This is a genomic window from Sulfurimonas sp. (assembly GCF_028713515.1).
Classification (GTDB): domain Bacteria; phylum Campylobacterota; class Campylobacteria; order Campylobacterales; family Sulfurimonadaceae; genus Sulfurimonas.
This window is the reverse complement of record NZ_JAQTOD010000003.1, coordinates 91,923-107,536: the sequence shown is the minus strand read 5'-3', so window position 1 is coordinate 107,536 and position 15,614 is coordinate 91,923. Positions and strand designations below refer to the sequence as shown.

Sequence of the window (15,614 nt, the reverse complement as noted above, 5' to 3'; positions counted from 1 at the left end):
AACCTCTTTTGAGGTATAAATTTGCTTTAAATATACCTAGGAACAACTATCTCTAAAGAGCTTAATATCTCTTCGTTCACACTCTCATTTGCAAAATAACCATACTCTTCTTTGGCTTTTTGTTCATTTTGGCGTTGCTGCTGTTGTCCACCACCAAAGCTGTTGGCACCAGAATCGGCACCGTTACTGAAGTTTATCGTAGCACTATTTATTCCACTATTGTTTAACTGCGTTTTTAACTCATTAATATTCAGGGCCAGCGTATTTATAGCTGAGTTGTTTGAGCTAAGATTTACATGTAGATTTTTTCCTCTTTGAACAATTGTCAAATCAATTTCACCTAGATTTTGTGGATTTAACTGCACTTTCACTCTTGTAAAAGGAGATCTATAGTCATCTACTGCTGTTTTAATATCATTCGAGAGATACTTAATCATCTGTTTTGCTTCGTTTAGCTTTAGTTCCAGAGAATCACTTTTTACAGAAGCCACTCCATTTATGCTCAAATTCTCATCTGACTCTTTTTTTGTTGTAGATTCACTACTTGTCTTAGCCCCAACCTGAAGTAGCTGTTCTAAAGAGACAACTGCATCCTCTTTTGCCTTTGGAGCTATAACCTTAGCGGTGGCAACAGAGAAATCAGAAGTAAGTACCACATCACTTTGTGCTGGCTTCTCTGCTCTTAATAACAATTTTAAGGTCTCATCGGATCTATCTTTTGTTGTTTTTTGATCAGATTGTGGTGCAATATTTTTCTTTGAATTAACAAACTGCTCAGTAGTTGCTCTCTCAAAAAGTGCTTCTGTTTTAAAAAGTGGTGTTGTTTTTATCTCTTTGAGCGGTTCTTCTTGAGATTTTGAGATTATTTTATCAAATATATTTTGTCTCTCTTTGTCTTGTTGCGTGTGCATTTTAGTGCTCTCTTGCGGTTTAGAACTCTCTTGAGTTATGTTGCCATCAAGCAAGCTCTCTGAAGAATCAATTTTTATTTTAGGAGAGAGCTTAACATCTTCAACACTTACTTTTGAAACATCTATACCAAATTTTTGAGCAACCTCAACAAGACCTTTTAGAGTTGTTGGCATCTCTTTAATCTCTGATTTTTTATAGCCGTCACTATCTTCTATCTTTGTTTTTAGATATTTTTTTGCATCGAAGATAAGTGATTTAACCTCATCCTTGCTCATAGCTGTAACTAATTTTGGATTTAGTAACAGTGGTTCATCTTTTAGTTCTGCAACTATTTTTTCAGTACCCTTAAGAAGAGTTGCAAGCACTTCACTTTTTGAAATATTTTTTGCACTATTTGTACTATTTGCACTTTTCATGCTTTTTTCTTCTGAATTTATAGCAAGAACTAAAGGGTCCGTGCTAGCACTCTTCCCCTTTGTATTTAGACTTTTTAAAAGATCAGAAAAAGAGACTTTTGGCTTATCTTTTGAAGCTGATAGGTCTAGAGGTAACGCTTTTGACGCGGTTTTACTATTGAAATCCAACGCAATCATAGCTTGCTCCTTAGTTATATATCCTAAACCAAAGCATTATTTATTCCATAGTTAATTGAGTTTGGTATAATGATGTTATGGGATTATTATTTATTTTATTATTACCATTTTTACTGTTCGCACTCAGCCCATTTGAGACACCAAAGTTCAAATATAAAGATACCTCAATATTTAATACACCAATAAGAGGAGTTACAGACACTTCTCTTTTTAACACTAAAAAATTTGAGAAAATTGATACGGGAGTTTATGACACAAAAGATAGAGATGAAAATACGAAAGCATCAAAAAACAGCCAGATCATTTGCAGATATGTGTGTGACAAGAAAGTCTATAAAGAGCAAAAAATAGTGGACGCAGTTGAGTTTTATAAAAGAGAGAGAGGATTTAAGTAGTTTATCAATACTACACGCTAAAACGAATAAGTCCATCCTAGGCAGAAAGAACTCATCATATTGCGTCGGCTATCTAAATGGAATCTCTAGGCATTTCAGGTCAATCTTATAGTTTGACTTAACACTCTGTCTTAGTTTTTCTACAACTGCTCGTGAATCTTCGCCATCTGCTGGGTAGCTCATAGAAAAACCATTCACTTCTCTTGCTGAAAACTCTTCAAACATCTTTTTGACAACCTCTGCGCCATATTTATCGGTATATGGAAGAATAAAAAAATAGTTAGATTCACAGTTAACAACGGAGTCTGAATTTCTTAAAACACTATCGAGAGAGCCATCTATTACCTCTTTTGATATTGTTGAAAAATCACAGTACAAAAGCGTAAAACTCTCAGAGCGATTCTCATCCAGCCTCTGCGCCAAACCCACAGTCAAATCAAGAAGTTGTTTGAAATTATCAAATGTAAAGTGAACACCAGCCATATTGTTTCCTTTTTTTACTATTATAGCTCAAATTACTAGTTAAAAAAGATTTTGAAGCTACTTAACCAATACTATTATTTCTCATATTTATTCTGTAAAAGTGGCATCATTTCGTATTGTTTACAAGATTATTACAATTTTACTCTTAGCTTATCACAACTCTTTAGGTGATGAAAAGTAATATCCCTGACATTTATCCACCCCCAGCCCCCTAAGTGCCTCGTAAATCTCTTTGCTACTCACAAACTCTGCAATTGTCTTTATATTTGCCTCTTTGGCGAAGCTAATAATATTTTTAGCAACTAAATATGAGAGTTTATCGGTTAAAATGTTTTTAATAATACTTCCATCTATCTTTATCACATCTGCATTTATCTGGGCAAGATATATAAAGTTAGAGTAGCCACTTCCAAAATCATCAATATATATCTGATAACCTAGTGATTTTAACATTAAAATATTTTGTTGAGCTTCTTCATAATTTACAATCTCTTCTGACTCAAGTATTTCAAGCCCTAATCTCTGTGAGAAGGTATCAATTTTTGCATACATTTTTAGTATCTCAAGAATTGTTTCGCTCGTCAAATCTTGTGGATTTAGATTTACACTCAGGCTTAGTGATTTGTCTAAAAAAAGCTTTTTGTAACAGATATCTAAAACTTCTTTCGTAAGATTTCTCGCAATAAAAGTTCCTTTTGTAACAGATAAAAATTTATCTGGCGTAATAATTGTTCCATCTTTTGCCCTGATTCTAACAAGTGCTTCATGATGTACCACCTTTTGTGTTTTAGTATCTACAATAGGCTGAAAAAGGCACATGAGCCTGCCATCATATATGGCATCTTTAATCTCATTTATAGTTAGAAAAGAGCTATCCTCAATACTTTCTGCGTATATCTCTATTCTGTTTCTGCCACCATTTTTAGCATTGTAGAGCGCGATATCCGCCAGTTTAAATGCAGTTGTAAAATCTCTTTGGTTCTCTGGATTTAAATTTACACCAATTGATATAGTTACACCTATTCTCTCATATTCAGATATTTCAAATACCTCTTGAGCTACTTTTGTAAAGATTCTGTCTAATAAATTAAGTCCTACAGCATCACTTTCTCGCTCTTTTTTTATTAGAAGACAAAACTCCTCCCCACCATACCTAATGAGTATATCTCTGTTTTTGCGAGTCTCTATAAACATAACACTAGCCAATCGCTCCAGAACCCTATCTCCAGCAGCATGTCCATAAGTATCATTTATTTTTTTAAAATGGTCAATATCAATTGCACATATTATGTAATCGTGCAGATTCATATATGGTTCATAATCTAGTAAATAGTTCTTATTATAAATCTTTGTTAGCCTATCAATATAAACATCTTTTTTACTTCTTTGATATCTTAAGGCCTGAAACAGAGCAAAAATAGCAAAACCCAAAATTGCAAGAGCAAGAAGAAGAATTCCATATCTTATTTTCTTCATAATATCTTCAATATCATCAACTCTTTTAATGGAAAAATCAACTACCAAAATCATCGAAACTATATTTTTATGAACAATAGGCACAAGATATGTAACGGAGAGCTCTTTTGATACTCTGTTTTCTAAAAAAATTGGCTCTTTTGTATTAAATGGCTTATTCCATAAAACAGAATCTATATCAAACTTTTGGTCAATAAATGCTTTCTCGCTCTGCTTTGATGCATCCGCCAAAAATCTAAAAATTCCTTTTCTATCTCTATAAAGTAGATAAGCATATTTAATATCTTTTGTTAAAAATAGAGAAAGTTTCTCTTCTATTTCCTTTTGTAGGGCGGTATTACTTTTTATATTTTGTATAACTTCCCTAGCGCCGTATTGTGCAGTAAGTCTATATATCTCTTTTGAGATGTTGCGAGCTATAGAGGTGGTATCATTTGTGGAAGTTTCAAAAATCTTTTTCTCTAAATTTTGCTGAAGCTTTATCGTTGAGACATATAGACTAGCAAGTAAAAATACTAAAAAAAGAATCGTTGTCCCGATTATAATACTTTTTTTTGTGAGCAGTTTTGTTTGAATCATCAAAACTCCTCTATAAACTGCTCATAAGATTTTGGAAGCATTGTCAATTTCGATTCCAATCTTTTAGACGAAAAAGTGATATTCGGTCTACTTTTAAACCAGTAAAAAAGTCCAACAAAATCTCTATTTTTATTAAATAATTCTCTGCTGTTGGTAAAATGTATTGCTCTGCTGTTTTCACACAGCTCCATGTCATCAACACTCTGCTTGGAAACAAATATAAAATTAGCTTCTTTACAATTTTTAGCGATTCTAAATCCATTCATTCCCAATGTCATAAAATCTTTTTGTTCTCCAACCACATAAATATTTACATCTTTATTCAAAATATCGGCTGCTATTTGAGCAACTATCTTTGCTTCAAGCTCTCCTATTGTATCTTTTTTTCTAAGCGTAAATGGACCATCTTGTGCTGTTAGAAGCGAGACAAGCAGTATGCAAAGAGTGATTATTTTCATTAAAATATCCACTGCATAGAGATAGTACCTTTTCTGTCACTATTTTGAATACCCTTATATACAATATTGTTCATATTGGAGAAATCAGGATATAAAACATTTACATCATCATCAAGAAGATTTTCTCCCTTTAGTGAAAAAAGTAGGTTTTTTCTACACTGATACTGCACTCCAAGAGAGAGGTTATAACTTGTGCCCATATCTATTGTTTTGTTGTATACATAACTATTTTTAAATATCAGCTCTTCATAAAAGTCAAATTTACCATATTTTTGAGAAGCCCTGATTGTCGCTCCTTCTGTTGGGCTTGCATATTGGGAGGTACTATTTTTTATCTTATAGAGAGTAAAGTTTAGCTCATTGTCTTTACTAAATTTTCTCTTATAGTCAAAAGTTATGCTCTCTCCTCTCATCTTTTCATCTGAGTTTATAAACCCCATTTGAGTTGACATATTTCCAGGCACTATTGCATCGTCTATCTCATAATGATTCAGATAAAGTGAAGCTCTATTGTCGACATCATCATAAACTCCCTCTAGAGAGTAAATTTGCTTTGAGAATGGTTTTAAATTTTTATTATCTTTATTTGCATAGTCTATTTCAAAAAATGAGGGTGGCGTAAAAGAGCTTGAAGCAAATGCTTTTACACCAAAATTTTTGTTTAAAGTAGCTATAACCCCTGCTCTGGTGGAAAATTCATCAAAATCATAAAAATCACCATTTCTGTAATATTTATCATACTTCAAGTCTAACACAAGCATATTATTGTCATTAAGATAGTAATTATCCTCTAGCATAACAGAGATAACTGACTCTTTTTTAATATTTGAAAATGGCGTATTTATAGGAGTATCAGCCAGAGATACCATCTCTCTTTTATCCACTCTATAATCTTTTGTTTTAGCTACTGACGACAAAAAGAGGTTATTGTCACCTAGAGAAAACTCTTTCGAAACAGAGAGTTCATATTTTGTAAGAGTTAACTGTTCATTATATATTTTAGGGATAGTTGTAGTTGGATTTAGAAGATCTATAACAGGCAAAACCATTATACCTTCGCTATTTGACTCTTTCAGATCTCTTATATTTTTATCTATAGAAAAATTTATATTCCCGCTACGATTATCAAAATATTTTGTAGCAGAGACAAACAGGTCCTCAGCTTTTATGCTTCCATCATCAGGAGCTGTATCTTTTGCAAACCCAATAAACCTATCTTTTGAGAGTTTTGTGTACCCTAAATCAAGCACAAAATCATTTATGCCAAGGGATGCGTAAGCAAAAATTCTGTTGTTGTCATTCTTGATATCCTCTCCATTATAATGAGTCGTAGGATTGTTTGTGTTTGAGCCATCCACCATAGTCAAAAGGGTAATTTCTTTATCCTCTAGCCCATAAACGACAGCGATATCTAGGGAGTCTCTTGAATCAACACTTGTTCTAAGCGTGCCACCATTTAAATGTTTTGCACTTTTTGTATAAAGCTTTATGGTTATATTTGATGGCTCGCCAGCCATCGATAACGAGCCATCACCCCAATATACCTCAATATGACTAATATGGTCAAGCGGATACTGCTCGTACATTATCCAGGGCGAGAGAGAGTTTATAGAACTTACTTCATGATTATTTATATAGAGTCTCATTGATGTACCAACACCCTGAGAACCACCGGCAAATACTGGGGAGTTTGCACCAAAAACATTTTTCTCAAATGATAGAAGTGGAAGAGTTTTCAATACATCGCCAAGCTTAAAGGCCTGCATTTTTTTTAAATCTTCTCCGCTGTAAACTATAGTATGTCCAAGCGACTCTTTTTTTGTCTTTGATGCTCCTTCAATCTCTTTTTGATACTGACCAAGCAACTCGGTTATATCATCACCAAAAGAGATTGCGGATAAAACTACAGAGTGATATAAAAATATAATAAAAAATCTTCTAAAAAACAAAATAAACCTTAAAATAAAACTATAAAAACCATACAACAAACTTACTTAATGTTATCATTAAAACAAATAATTTAATGAAGAATCTCAGAATTTATAGAGATGGATTTTATGTATAATAGCAAAAATAAAAAATAGGATTTTTATGTTTCATTTCCTTAGCATCTTCTTGCTTCTTGTCTCAACACTTCTTTTTTCATCTGAGTCCAAAAAAATACCAATCTTAACTTATCATCGCTTTGGAGTTGAAGTAAGCGACTCAATGACCATAAAAACAGCCTCATTTGCATCACAGCTTGAGTGGCTTAAACTAAATGGCTATACTGTAATCTCACTTGAAAACGCTTATGCCTATCTGCACGGCGAACTAAAATCTCTCCCTACAAAACCTGTTGTCATAACTGTCGATGATGGACACAAAAGCGTCTATACTCAGATGGCACCGCTTGTAAAAAAATACGCTATTCCGGTAACGCTCTTTATATATCCAAGTGCAATCTCAAATGCCTCTTACGCCATGAGTTGGGAGGAACTAAAAGAGCTTGAAGCGACAAAACTCTTTCATGTTGAGTCACATACTTATTGGCATCCAAATTTCAAACGAGAGAAGAAAAAACTCTCACACGAAGAGTATGCAAAATTTGTTGATAAACAGCTCCGCGGTGCCAAAGAAAAGCTAGAAGAAAAAATGGGGCATGAAGTTAAATATCTGGCGTGGGTTTTTGGTATCTACGATGATGAACTCTTGGATAAGGCAAAAAAAGCGGGGTATAAAATGGCATTTACCATAGACAGAAAACATGCCTCTTCAAGCGATAACATGATGGCGCAAGGTCGCTATATGGTGGTTAGCAAGCACGATATCAAGGCTTTTGAAAATATGGTGAATGGGAAAGAGGAGAAAAACACTCACTAGCTCTACTAAACTCAATGGTGCTTCTTGGTGTTTTTCCGAATTCCTTTTACCGTATAGTTTTTCTTAAAGCATGATTGACAAATGCTGTATGGTGAATTTAGAGGCAGTGGGATATTGCATATTTTGCATCTTTGAGCGAGTTGGCTTTGTTGTAGAGACTCTTCTATGTATTTGTTCAAAACAGCTCTTGCGGCTCTCGCTTTTGGAGCATCTGGGAAGAGGTCATCAAATCTATAACTAAGCCAAAGATATAGCGAAATCTCTTTTACCATATCCTCTGCACGAAGCAAATCATCGCTCGTACTTGCAAAAGCACCGTGGAGTCGTGGCGCGTGATAATCGATTGGGATTTTTTTCTCAAAAGCACCCAAATAACTCTCAAACACACCAACTATATATGGAGATTTTAAAGTTAGCGGCGCGCAAGCGAGATGGTATTTTGTCGCTATATCCAAATCATAACTATCAACTATTAGAGCCACCTCAACCATATCTTCTAAGTTCGTTGCAACAAATGGACCATTAAACTCCATATTTTGCACAAAAAATTTCAAAATTTCACTCAAAGAGTTCTCTTCAAGTATGGTTGCAACTAGCTGAATATGCTCTAGATTTGCCATAACTTTAAATGGCACCGATATTTTTCTTGCCTCTTTTTGGAAACATTTTTTGACAATTTTTAAGATACTTGAACTTAATGCTCCAACAAAGCCTTTCTCGTGAAGACCAAATCTCCCGGCACGACCCGAAATTTGATGCACTTCACTGGCATCTAAATCTCTAACAGTTACTCCGTCAAATTTTTGGGCACTTGAGAAAAGTATAGTTTTTATAGGAAGATTCATTCCCATAGCGATGGCATCGGTAGCGATAAGTATCTGCGTCTCTCCGGCTCTAAATCTTCTAGCCTCCTCCCGTCTAACTTCAGGGGAGAGATTGCCATAAACTACACTGATTTTATAATGTTTTGAGAAATTTTGCTTTAGCTTTAGTACATCTTTTCTGCTAAAAGCGATAATCGCCGTGCTCTCTTTTACATCTTTCATCATCGTTGGCTCTTCAAGAAGAGTTAGCGGGTTTTTTCTCTCGAACTCAACTATCTCAAGCTCTTCGCCAAGATACTCAGCAATAGCAATAATTGCCTCTTTGACATTTGGCGAGCCAGTCATTATAACCTCGCTAGCAGGAGCACCGATGATGGCATTTGCCCACGCCCAGCCTCTATCTCTATCATCTATCATTTGTACTTCATCAATTACACAAACATCTACATCAACTTCAAAATTAAGCATTTCAATGGTCGAGCTTATATGGGTTGCATCCGCATCCAAAATCTGCTCTTCGCCAGTTATAAGAGAGACAGCAACTCCATTTGCTCCCAACTCCTCATAACCCTCTAATGCCAGAAGCCTAAGCGGAGCCAGATAGTAGCCAGTATCTGCTCTTTGGAGCCTCTGCATAGCCTCATATGTTTTCCCGCTATTTGTTGGTCCTATATGAAGTACTAGTTTTCTTTTCATACTTCTTGCTTGAGGAAACAGATTTTTAAAATCTCTTATAGTTCTAGCTAGAAGTGTGTATCTCTGTTTTTTTACAATCTCATCGCCAATGTTGTGAACAAATCTTCTAACACATTTGCGGATGACTTTTGATGATAAAACAAGAGAGGATGGCAACAACTCAAGCAAAATCTCATAAACTCTCTCGTGGAGCTGCTCACTGCTTAGATGAAGTAGAGTTGCGTAAGAGCCGCACTCATCTACAACTGCTTGTAAATCTTCTAAAAAATGCTCCTCATGCTCTTTTTTGGCCTCTTTTACGGCTTCACTAAAATCAAGTTCATTGCCCTTCCAGATATCCTCTAAAAGTGAATTAAGCTCGATATGAAGCTCCAGAGAGTAATGTTTAATTTTGTTCGAGTATGGAAGCAAGAGAGCTTCTTCTAGTTGAATCAAAAGTTCTTCATTGTGAACTTTTATATCAGATGGACCAACTGCATCATGGATAATTTTTGCTAATTTACTCTCTTTTATACTTGGGTAAGAGAGTTTGGTTTTTGGGGGTGAAGAACGAAGAGCGGTTATAATCTCTTTATGATCTAGATATCTGTGCGGATTTTGAAGATTTTTTATAAAGTTATCTATCTCATCTTGTTTAAGTTTTACAACTCTCTCTTTATCTTGTGAGATCTCGTCAATTATGAGATTTTCATCACTCTGCTCGATATACTCATAGGTATAGTTTTTACTCTTTAGTGTGATGATTTTATGAAAACTCTCTCCATAAAGAGTGTATTTGAGTGATGCGTTAAACTCAAGTGAGTCATCTAGGTCAAAAACACCGTCAAGCGCTTTCTCAAGTCTCTCCTTTTTTTCGGTGTATCTTATGTGACGAAGCTTTGATTCCATCTTCTCTATAGTTATTTTTTTGCTTCTAACATCAACAAATGCCTTGTGCAAAAGCGCTCTCTCATGACGCGAAACACCAAGACTATCCATAACTAACTCTATCTTACCCTCTCTATCTACGCTCTGCTCCTCCTCTGAAACTGCTTTGTAGATTTTGCCATTTTTAGTAAAAAAGTCCAGTATTGCTGGACGATAACCGCTATCTACATCACTCCAAATCATTCTTGCTATCTTTACAAGCATCTCTCTGCTTTGATCAACATCATGAATACCAAGGGTTGCAAAAAGTTCACTCAAGGTAGCTGTACTTACTCTGACTATGCCTACATCAAACGGATCTTCGTTAAAATATTTTTTAATTTTTTGGTTAATTTTGCTTTTTTTTGCCATATATGATTGTAACCAAAAGGACTCAATTGTGCAAAAGAGTTTTATTATTTGGTATCATATCTTTAAAAAAATGGGTACAAAATGAACTTTGCTGACGAATGGACACAAAAAGAGTTTTTACAGAACAAAATAAGACTTGAAAAACTAGGCATAAAAGTTCTTCTCATCGACACTATTCTCTCTGGGATTGAAAACATGGATACAGTTCTCTACAACCCTCATGAGCTAGCAAAAGAACCAGAGGGAAGCGTCTTTGTTTTTTATTGTGATAGTGGAAAAGCTACGCTAAACAGACTTAGTGAGTATAAAAAGAAGTTTTATAAACATCATTGCATCTCGCTCAAAGGTGGGCGAGGATATTGGCGAAGAAATATGATGCTTTTAGAGAAGGATGAGCTGTGAAAGCAGTTGATGAAAAGACTCTAAGTAACTTCATCCAAAACCTCTTGGATGGAAATTTTTATGAAGCACATGAGGATTTGGAGGCGATCTGGTTTGCTCGAAGGTTTGAAGATAGTGATGAGATAAAACTAATTAAAGGCTTTATCAACGCCTCCGTTAGCTTTGAGCTAAAGAAAAAAGGTAAAGAAACGCAAGCAGAAAAAGTTTGGCAAAATTATCTTAAATACTTGCCTCTACTTGATGAGGTGTACTCAACTCATAAAGAAAAATATATCTATATTTCAAAAATTATAAATGATTTAAAAAACAAAAAGATAGAATATAAAAAAAAGGATATTTATGAAAAATTTCTTTAAACTGTTGCCGTTGATTGCTATCGCTCTATTTCTTTTTAGTGGATGTGTTGCTATATCTCCAGTAATTCAATCATCTGCATCTGGCGATATTAAAAACTTGGATATTGCAATAAGAAATGGTGGTAATGTTAATGAGAAAGATCAGTTTAATTTAACACCACTAATTTGGGCTACTAGAAATGGACGATTAGAGACTGTCAAATACCTGATAGAAAAAGGTGCTGATGTTGATTTGAAAACAGGACACAATGAGACCGCTCTCCACTGGGCAGCCGCTTTTGGACACATCGATATAGCCAAATTTCTAATAGAAAAAGGTGCTGATACTGAAGTAAGAAATTATCAAAACAAAACTCCTATTGATATCGCAGCTGTAAGTATAAAACAGAATTTACAAAATTTTGTAGCTGAGCGAAAAAAAGAAAAAATAGAAGCGCAAGCTGTTCTTGTAAAAAAAGAAGCCCAAGAAACAAAAGCAAAGCAAGAACAAGAAATAGCAACTAAAATCAACGATTTAATCATTCAAAAAGATTTTGAGGGATTAAAACAACTAACAGAGAAAGATCCAAATCTTGTAAACTATATACAAGATGAAGAGTTAAGACTTATGCTAACAGGTCCTAAGGGGATGAAAGTTGGAGATATTCGTAAACTTCTTAAAAATGGAAAGAGTGAGATAATCGTTGTTTCTCTTATAAAGCGAGTTCAAGTTCCATACAAAGAGTTTACACTTGAAGAAATAGAAACACTAACAAAAATGGAACTAACAGATAAAACTATCTCTGCCATGATAGATGTAACAACAGAGTTACTAAAAGATGAGAGAAGACGAAAAGAGCAAGAGTTTTATCAAGCTGAAAACAAAAAACTTATGGATCAAAAAGCTCAACCACAGACTATTATCAGAGAAGTACAAACTAACAACCAAAACAACAACTCGCAACTCCAAGACAAAGCAACTGAAATACTTCTACAAGAGGGAAGTAAGATGCTGCTTAAGAGTTTGTTTAGGTAGCTGAAGGAGAAGAGATGAAAATAGTTTGTCCTAATTGTAGAAGCATCAACAATGTTCCGCAAAAAGAGTCTTATGCGAAAGCAAATTGTGGAAAGTGTAAGCATTCACTTCTGGATACAAAGCCGGTTGAGTTAACTAACAATAGTTTTGATGAGATTATAGTAAATAGTGAAATACCAGTCATAGTTGACTTTTGGGCGCCATGGTGCGGCCCATGCAGGATGATGGCGCCAAATTTTGAAAAGAGTGCCAAAAACTTCCCGCTTAAGGCACTTTTTGCTAAAGTAAATACAGAAAATGAACAAAATCTCGGTGCAAGGTTTGGAATAAGAAGCATCCCAACAATTATAGTTTTTAAAAACTCGAAAGAGGTTCATAGAGTATCTGGCGCTCTTGATGAAAATAGTATAAACTCTCTAATAAATAAATTTCTATGATATTAAATAAAAAAATAGGGTTTAAATGAGCAAAGATATAGCGAATCAAGACAAAGTAGTAACTGCTTCAAATGTCAAAAGAGCATTTTGGATAACTAAACTATTTTATGGCATATCTTTTGTAATGCTCCTGCAGGGTTGTGCCCCTATTGCTGAAAATACCCTAAATAGTGCTATTATTAATGCTCATAATGATGCGCTGTTTCTAACTGATGGCTCATTAAAATGCCCCTCAAGCTTACAAGGAAAAACAGTTAGATTGCAAAGTAGATTTGATGAATGTTTGCAACCAATGGCTATGGAAGCACTCTCTTTAAAAGCTGATGGCTCAATGGAGCCTATCAGCTTTGCTTACAACGGCTCATGGCAGGATGATGTAACAAACACTATAAAACGCAATCTTGCTACTGCATGTGATACCAAATTTTCGGATCAGCCTAATACTCCATCAATTGATCTGAAATTTAAAAAGCTTACTTCTCAAATTTTATCAATTGATCAAAAGAGTGAGACAAAAGATTTTAATCTTATTAGTCTCGATAGTAGGTACGATTACAACTACACCACAAATTATGTTATGGATGTTGAAGTGGGCGGTTCTTTATTTGAGCATCCACTGAAATATGCAAAAGGTCTCCAGAGAAAACAATCCGGACACCAAATTTCACTTGGTAAAAACTACCTTTTAACTATCAGCACGCATGCCGAGGGCTCTAGAGTCGTGGATGTTTCAATTTTACCAGAAAACTATCTTTTATATGCCCAAAAAACAGCAGAAGTAATGGATATGAGAACGGTTGTTGTTCCAATTTTTTCAAACGAGATGATTATTGACTATAAACTATATTCGCCATCTGGTGAAATACGGAGTAAAAAAAGCTTATCCATGCAAGCTGGAGAGATAATTAAAAATTTAAATTTTACAACCGTTGCGAATCCCTCAGATCAAGCACTTATTGATATGTTTGCGGGCACAGGCGCAGGTATTGGCTGGATAAATAACGCAGTCGTTGGCCCTTACGCTTGGCTGCTATACGATTTTTCTCAGGAGATAATTAAAAATGTTAACTAAATATATTTATCTTTTATTTTCAATATTCTTTATCTTTGGGTGTGCTAGCAATACACAATATCGTACCAAAGAGATTATTGCTGAGCTCGACAAGCCCGCCCAGTCTCCAGTTAAAAAGCAGGCAGTGCAAGTTGTTGCTACACCAGAAACAGACAAACAAAGAGAGATTCAAACAAAAGAACAAGACCAAGAAATAACAACTCAAATCAATAATCTAATTATAAAAAAAGATTTTGAGGGATTAAAACAACTAACAGAGAAAGATCCAAATCTTGTAAACTATATACAAGATGAAGAGTTAAGACTTATGCTAACAGGTCCTAAGGGGATGAAAGTTGGAGATATTCGTAAACTTCTTACAAAAGGTAAGAGTGAGATGATTATAGTCTCTCTTATAAAAAGGGTTCAGGTTCCATACAAAGAGTTTACGCTTGAAGAAATAGAAACACTAACAAAGATGGAGTTGACAGAAAAGACCATCTCTGCCATGATAGATGTAACAACAGAGCTATTAAAAGATGAGAGAAGACGAAAAGAACAAGAGTTCTATCAAACAGAAAACAAAAGATTAATGGAGCAAAAAGCTCAACCACAAACTATAGTACAAACCAATAACCAAAACAATAACTCGCAACTCCAAGACAAAGCAACTGAAATACTTCTACAAGAGGGAAGTAAGATGCTGCTTAAGAGTTTGTTTAGGTAGAGTTAAAAAGTGTATACCACACCCAATGATGTTGCCCACAAACTGCTGTCATAGAAATCAATGTTAGAGTTTCCAGAAAATGCGTAAGCAGCTGCGTTTAGTGACCAATGGTCTAGTCCAAATATGTTTTTGTATGTAGCATCAACTCCAGCTGATAAGTAGGTTGTATCTTGTTTCTTTTGAAAAACTGGATTTTCTTTACTGTATGTTGATGAGCTGGCTTGGATGCTAGTGCCAATGCTCCATCTTTGACTACCGTAAAAGTGGGTAATTCCTATCTCTGAGTTTATATAGTCTCGCGCGTTGCCATCGCTGTCATTGGTGGTTAATTTGAGTGTTGGGATTAGAAAGTTATTAGCATTTAGTGGATATATAAAGAGTAGTTTTGCTGAGTTCATATTTGCACTTCGTCTCAATAGCTGTTGTTCAGACTGAGTTATGTAGTAAGAGCCATTATCACCAGTTAGTGTACCAGCTAGGCCAGCGCTAACTAAGCTCTGGGCGTTGCTATCTGTATCAAGTTCAACTTTTCGCGACTGAATCTCTATCTCAAAGCTACTTCCCATAACTCTCTCCCATTTTATGCCTATACCACTAAATGTTTGCTCCGTTGATGCACGGTTCTGGTTGCGAAGAAGTGGATCTTCCCATACTTTGGTGGGAGTAGAACTTTTAAATAGTCGTAGTCCGACTATGCCCACATCCCCTAAATCATGGCGAACACCTAACCCAGCGCTTGTTTGCATTGCAGAAAAATCATCTGTAACATTATCTACAAAAATTTCTGTTTTTTTATCATCTAGCGTGTATCTAATCACCCCTAAGAGTATTGGAAAAATAGCTGATTCGCTTGGTGGAGAGCCGAGATCACTAATCTTTTTGACTTCAAAATCCATTGTCCTAGTCCCTAAGATTTCAGAGTTTTTATACTCTCCATAACCACCACCAAGAAGAATCGAGCCACTCCATCCGCTCTCTTTTTGTATTGATTCTGCTCCAGCATAGCCAGCTAACAACGCTACAACTAACATACTTTTTACTATTTTCACAAGCTATCCTCACATACTCTA

General features: G+C 35.1%; 15 protein-coding genes. 8 read left to right on the top strand and 7 right to left on the bottom strand.

Annotated features, from left to right (window positions below; genetic code table 11):
- Positions 1-26: 26 nt before the first annotated feature.
- Positions 27-1,505, bottom strand: coding sequence for a flagellar hook-length control protein FliK (locus PHV22_RS06870; protein ID WP_295022550.1), 1,479 nt, complete (start codon positions 1,503-1,505; stop codon positions 27-29).
- A 77-nt stretch (positions 1,506-1,582) separates the two neighbouring features.
- Here PHV22_RS06870 and PHV22_RS06865 point away from each other — a divergent pair, with 77 nt between their 5' ends.
- Positions 1,583-1,900 (top strand): hypothetical protein, encoded by a 318-nt coding sequence (locus PHV22_RS06865; protein WP_295022548.1) that lies wholly within the window; start codon positions 1,583-1,585, stop codon positions 1,898-1,900.
- 69 nt (positions 1,901-1,969) lie between these two features.
- On the opposite strand, the gene PHV22_RS06860 is transcribed toward PHV22_RS06865, so the two are convergent.
- The 4 genes from PHV22_RS06860 to PHV22_RS06845 form a co-directional block, all read right to left on the bottom strand.
- The gene (locus PHV22_RS06860; protein ID WP_295022546.1) at positions 1,970-2,383 is read right to left on the bottom strand and encodes a hypothetical protein; all 414 of its coding nucleotides are present in this window, start codon (positions 2,381-2,383) and stop codon (positions 1,970-1,972) included.
- A gap of 153 nt (positions 2,384-2,536) precedes the next feature.
- Positions 2,537-4,438, bottom strand: coding sequence for a bifunctional diguanylate cyclase/phosphodiesterase (locus PHV22_RS06855; protein WP_295022544.1), 1,902 nt, complete (start codon positions 4,436-4,438; stop codon positions 2,537-2,539).
- The gene (locus PHV22_RS06850) at positions 4,438-4,896 is read right to left on the bottom strand and encodes a hypothetical protein (protein WP_295022542.1); all 459 of its coding nucleotides are present in this window, start codon (positions 4,894-4,896) and stop codon (positions 4,438-4,440) included. Before PHV22_RS06850 ends, PHV22_RS06855 begins: the two co-directional genes overlap by 1 nt.
- The gene (locus PHV22_RS06845; RefSeq protein WP_295022540.1) at positions 4,896-6,845 is read right to left on the bottom strand and encodes a hypothetical protein; all 1,950 of its coding nucleotides are present in this window, start codon (positions 6,843-6,845) and stop codon (positions 4,896-4,898) included. The genes PHV22_RS06850 and PHV22_RS06845 overlap by 1 nt, the downstream gene beginning before the upstream one ends.
- Before the next feature lie 142 nt (positions 6,846-6,987).
- On the opposite strand from PHV22_RS06845, the gene PHV22_RS06840 reads away from it, so the two are divergent.
- Complete coding sequence (locus PHV22_RS06840; protein ID WP_295022538.1) at positions 6,988-7,758, top strand: polysaccharide deacetylase family protein; 771 nt, start codon at positions 6,988-6,990, stop codon at positions 7,756-7,758.
- 11 nt (positions 7,759-7,769) lie between these two features.
- Here PHV22_RS06840 and PHV22_RS06835 read toward each other — a convergent pair whose 3' ends face one another.
- Positions 7,770-10,556, bottom strand: a complete 2,787-nt coding sequence (locus PHV22_RS06835; protein ID WP_295022536.1) for an SUV3 C-terminal domain-containing protein — start codon at positions 10,554-10,556, stop codon at positions 7,770-7,772.
- A gap of 81 nt (positions 10,557-10,637) precedes the next feature.
- Between PHV22_RS06835 and PHV22_RS06830 the strand changes: the two genes are divergently transcribed.
- From PHV22_RS06830 to PHV22_RS06805, 6 genes are read left to right on the top strand one after another with little or no spacing between them, the layout of a single operon-like run.
- Positions 10,638-10,958, top strand: coding sequence for a hypothetical protein (locus tag PHV22_RS06830; protein ID WP_295022534.1), 321 nt, complete (start codon positions 10,638-10,640; stop codon positions 10,956-10,958).
- On the top strand, positions 10,955-11,314 hold the full coding sequence (locus PHV22_RS06825) for a DUF309 domain-containing protein (RefSeq protein ID WP_295022533.1): 360 nt from the start codon (positions 10,955-10,957) through the stop codon (positions 11,312-11,314). Before PHV22_RS06830 ends, PHV22_RS06825 begins: the two co-directional genes overlap by 4 nt.
- On the top strand, positions 11,298-12,329 hold the full coding sequence (locus PHV22_RS06820) for an ankyrin repeat domain-containing protein (RefSeq protein WP_295022531.1): 1,032 nt from the start codon (positions 11,298-11,300) through the stop codon (positions 12,327-12,329). The genes PHV22_RS06825 and PHV22_RS06820 overlap by 17 nt, the downstream gene beginning before the upstream one ends.
- Positions 12,330-12,343: 14 nt before the next feature.
- Positions 12,344-12,766 (top strand): thioredoxin TrxC, encoded by a 423-nt coding sequence (gene trxC / locus PHV22_RS06815; protein WP_295022529.1) that lies wholly within the window; start codon positions 12,344-12,346, stop codon positions 12,764-12,766.
- 25 nt (positions 12,767-12,791) lie between these two features.
- Complete coding sequence (locus tag PHV22_RS06810) at positions 12,792-13,838, top strand: hypothetical protein (RefSeq protein WP_295022528.1); 1,047 nt, start codon at positions 12,792-12,794, stop codon at positions 13,836-13,838.
- Positions 13,828-14,544: a hypothetical protein gene (locus PHV22_RS06805; protein ID WP_299946600.1), complete on the top strand. Its 717-nt coding sequence runs from the start codon at positions 13,828-13,830 to the stop codon at positions 14,542-14,544. Before PHV22_RS06810 ends, PHV22_RS06805 begins: the two co-directional genes overlap by 11 nt.
- A 2-nt stretch (positions 14,545-14,546) precedes the next feature.
- Here the strand turns inward: PHV22_RS06805 and PHV22_RS06800 are convergent, their stop codons facing one another.
- The gene (locus tag PHV22_RS06800) at positions 14,547-15,593 is read right to left on the bottom strand and encodes a DUF2860 family protein (protein ID WP_295022523.1); all 1,047 of its coding nucleotides are present in this window, start codon (positions 15,591-15,593) and stop codon (positions 14,547-14,549) included.
- Between the last annotated feature and the right edge of the window lie 21 nt (positions 15,594-15,614).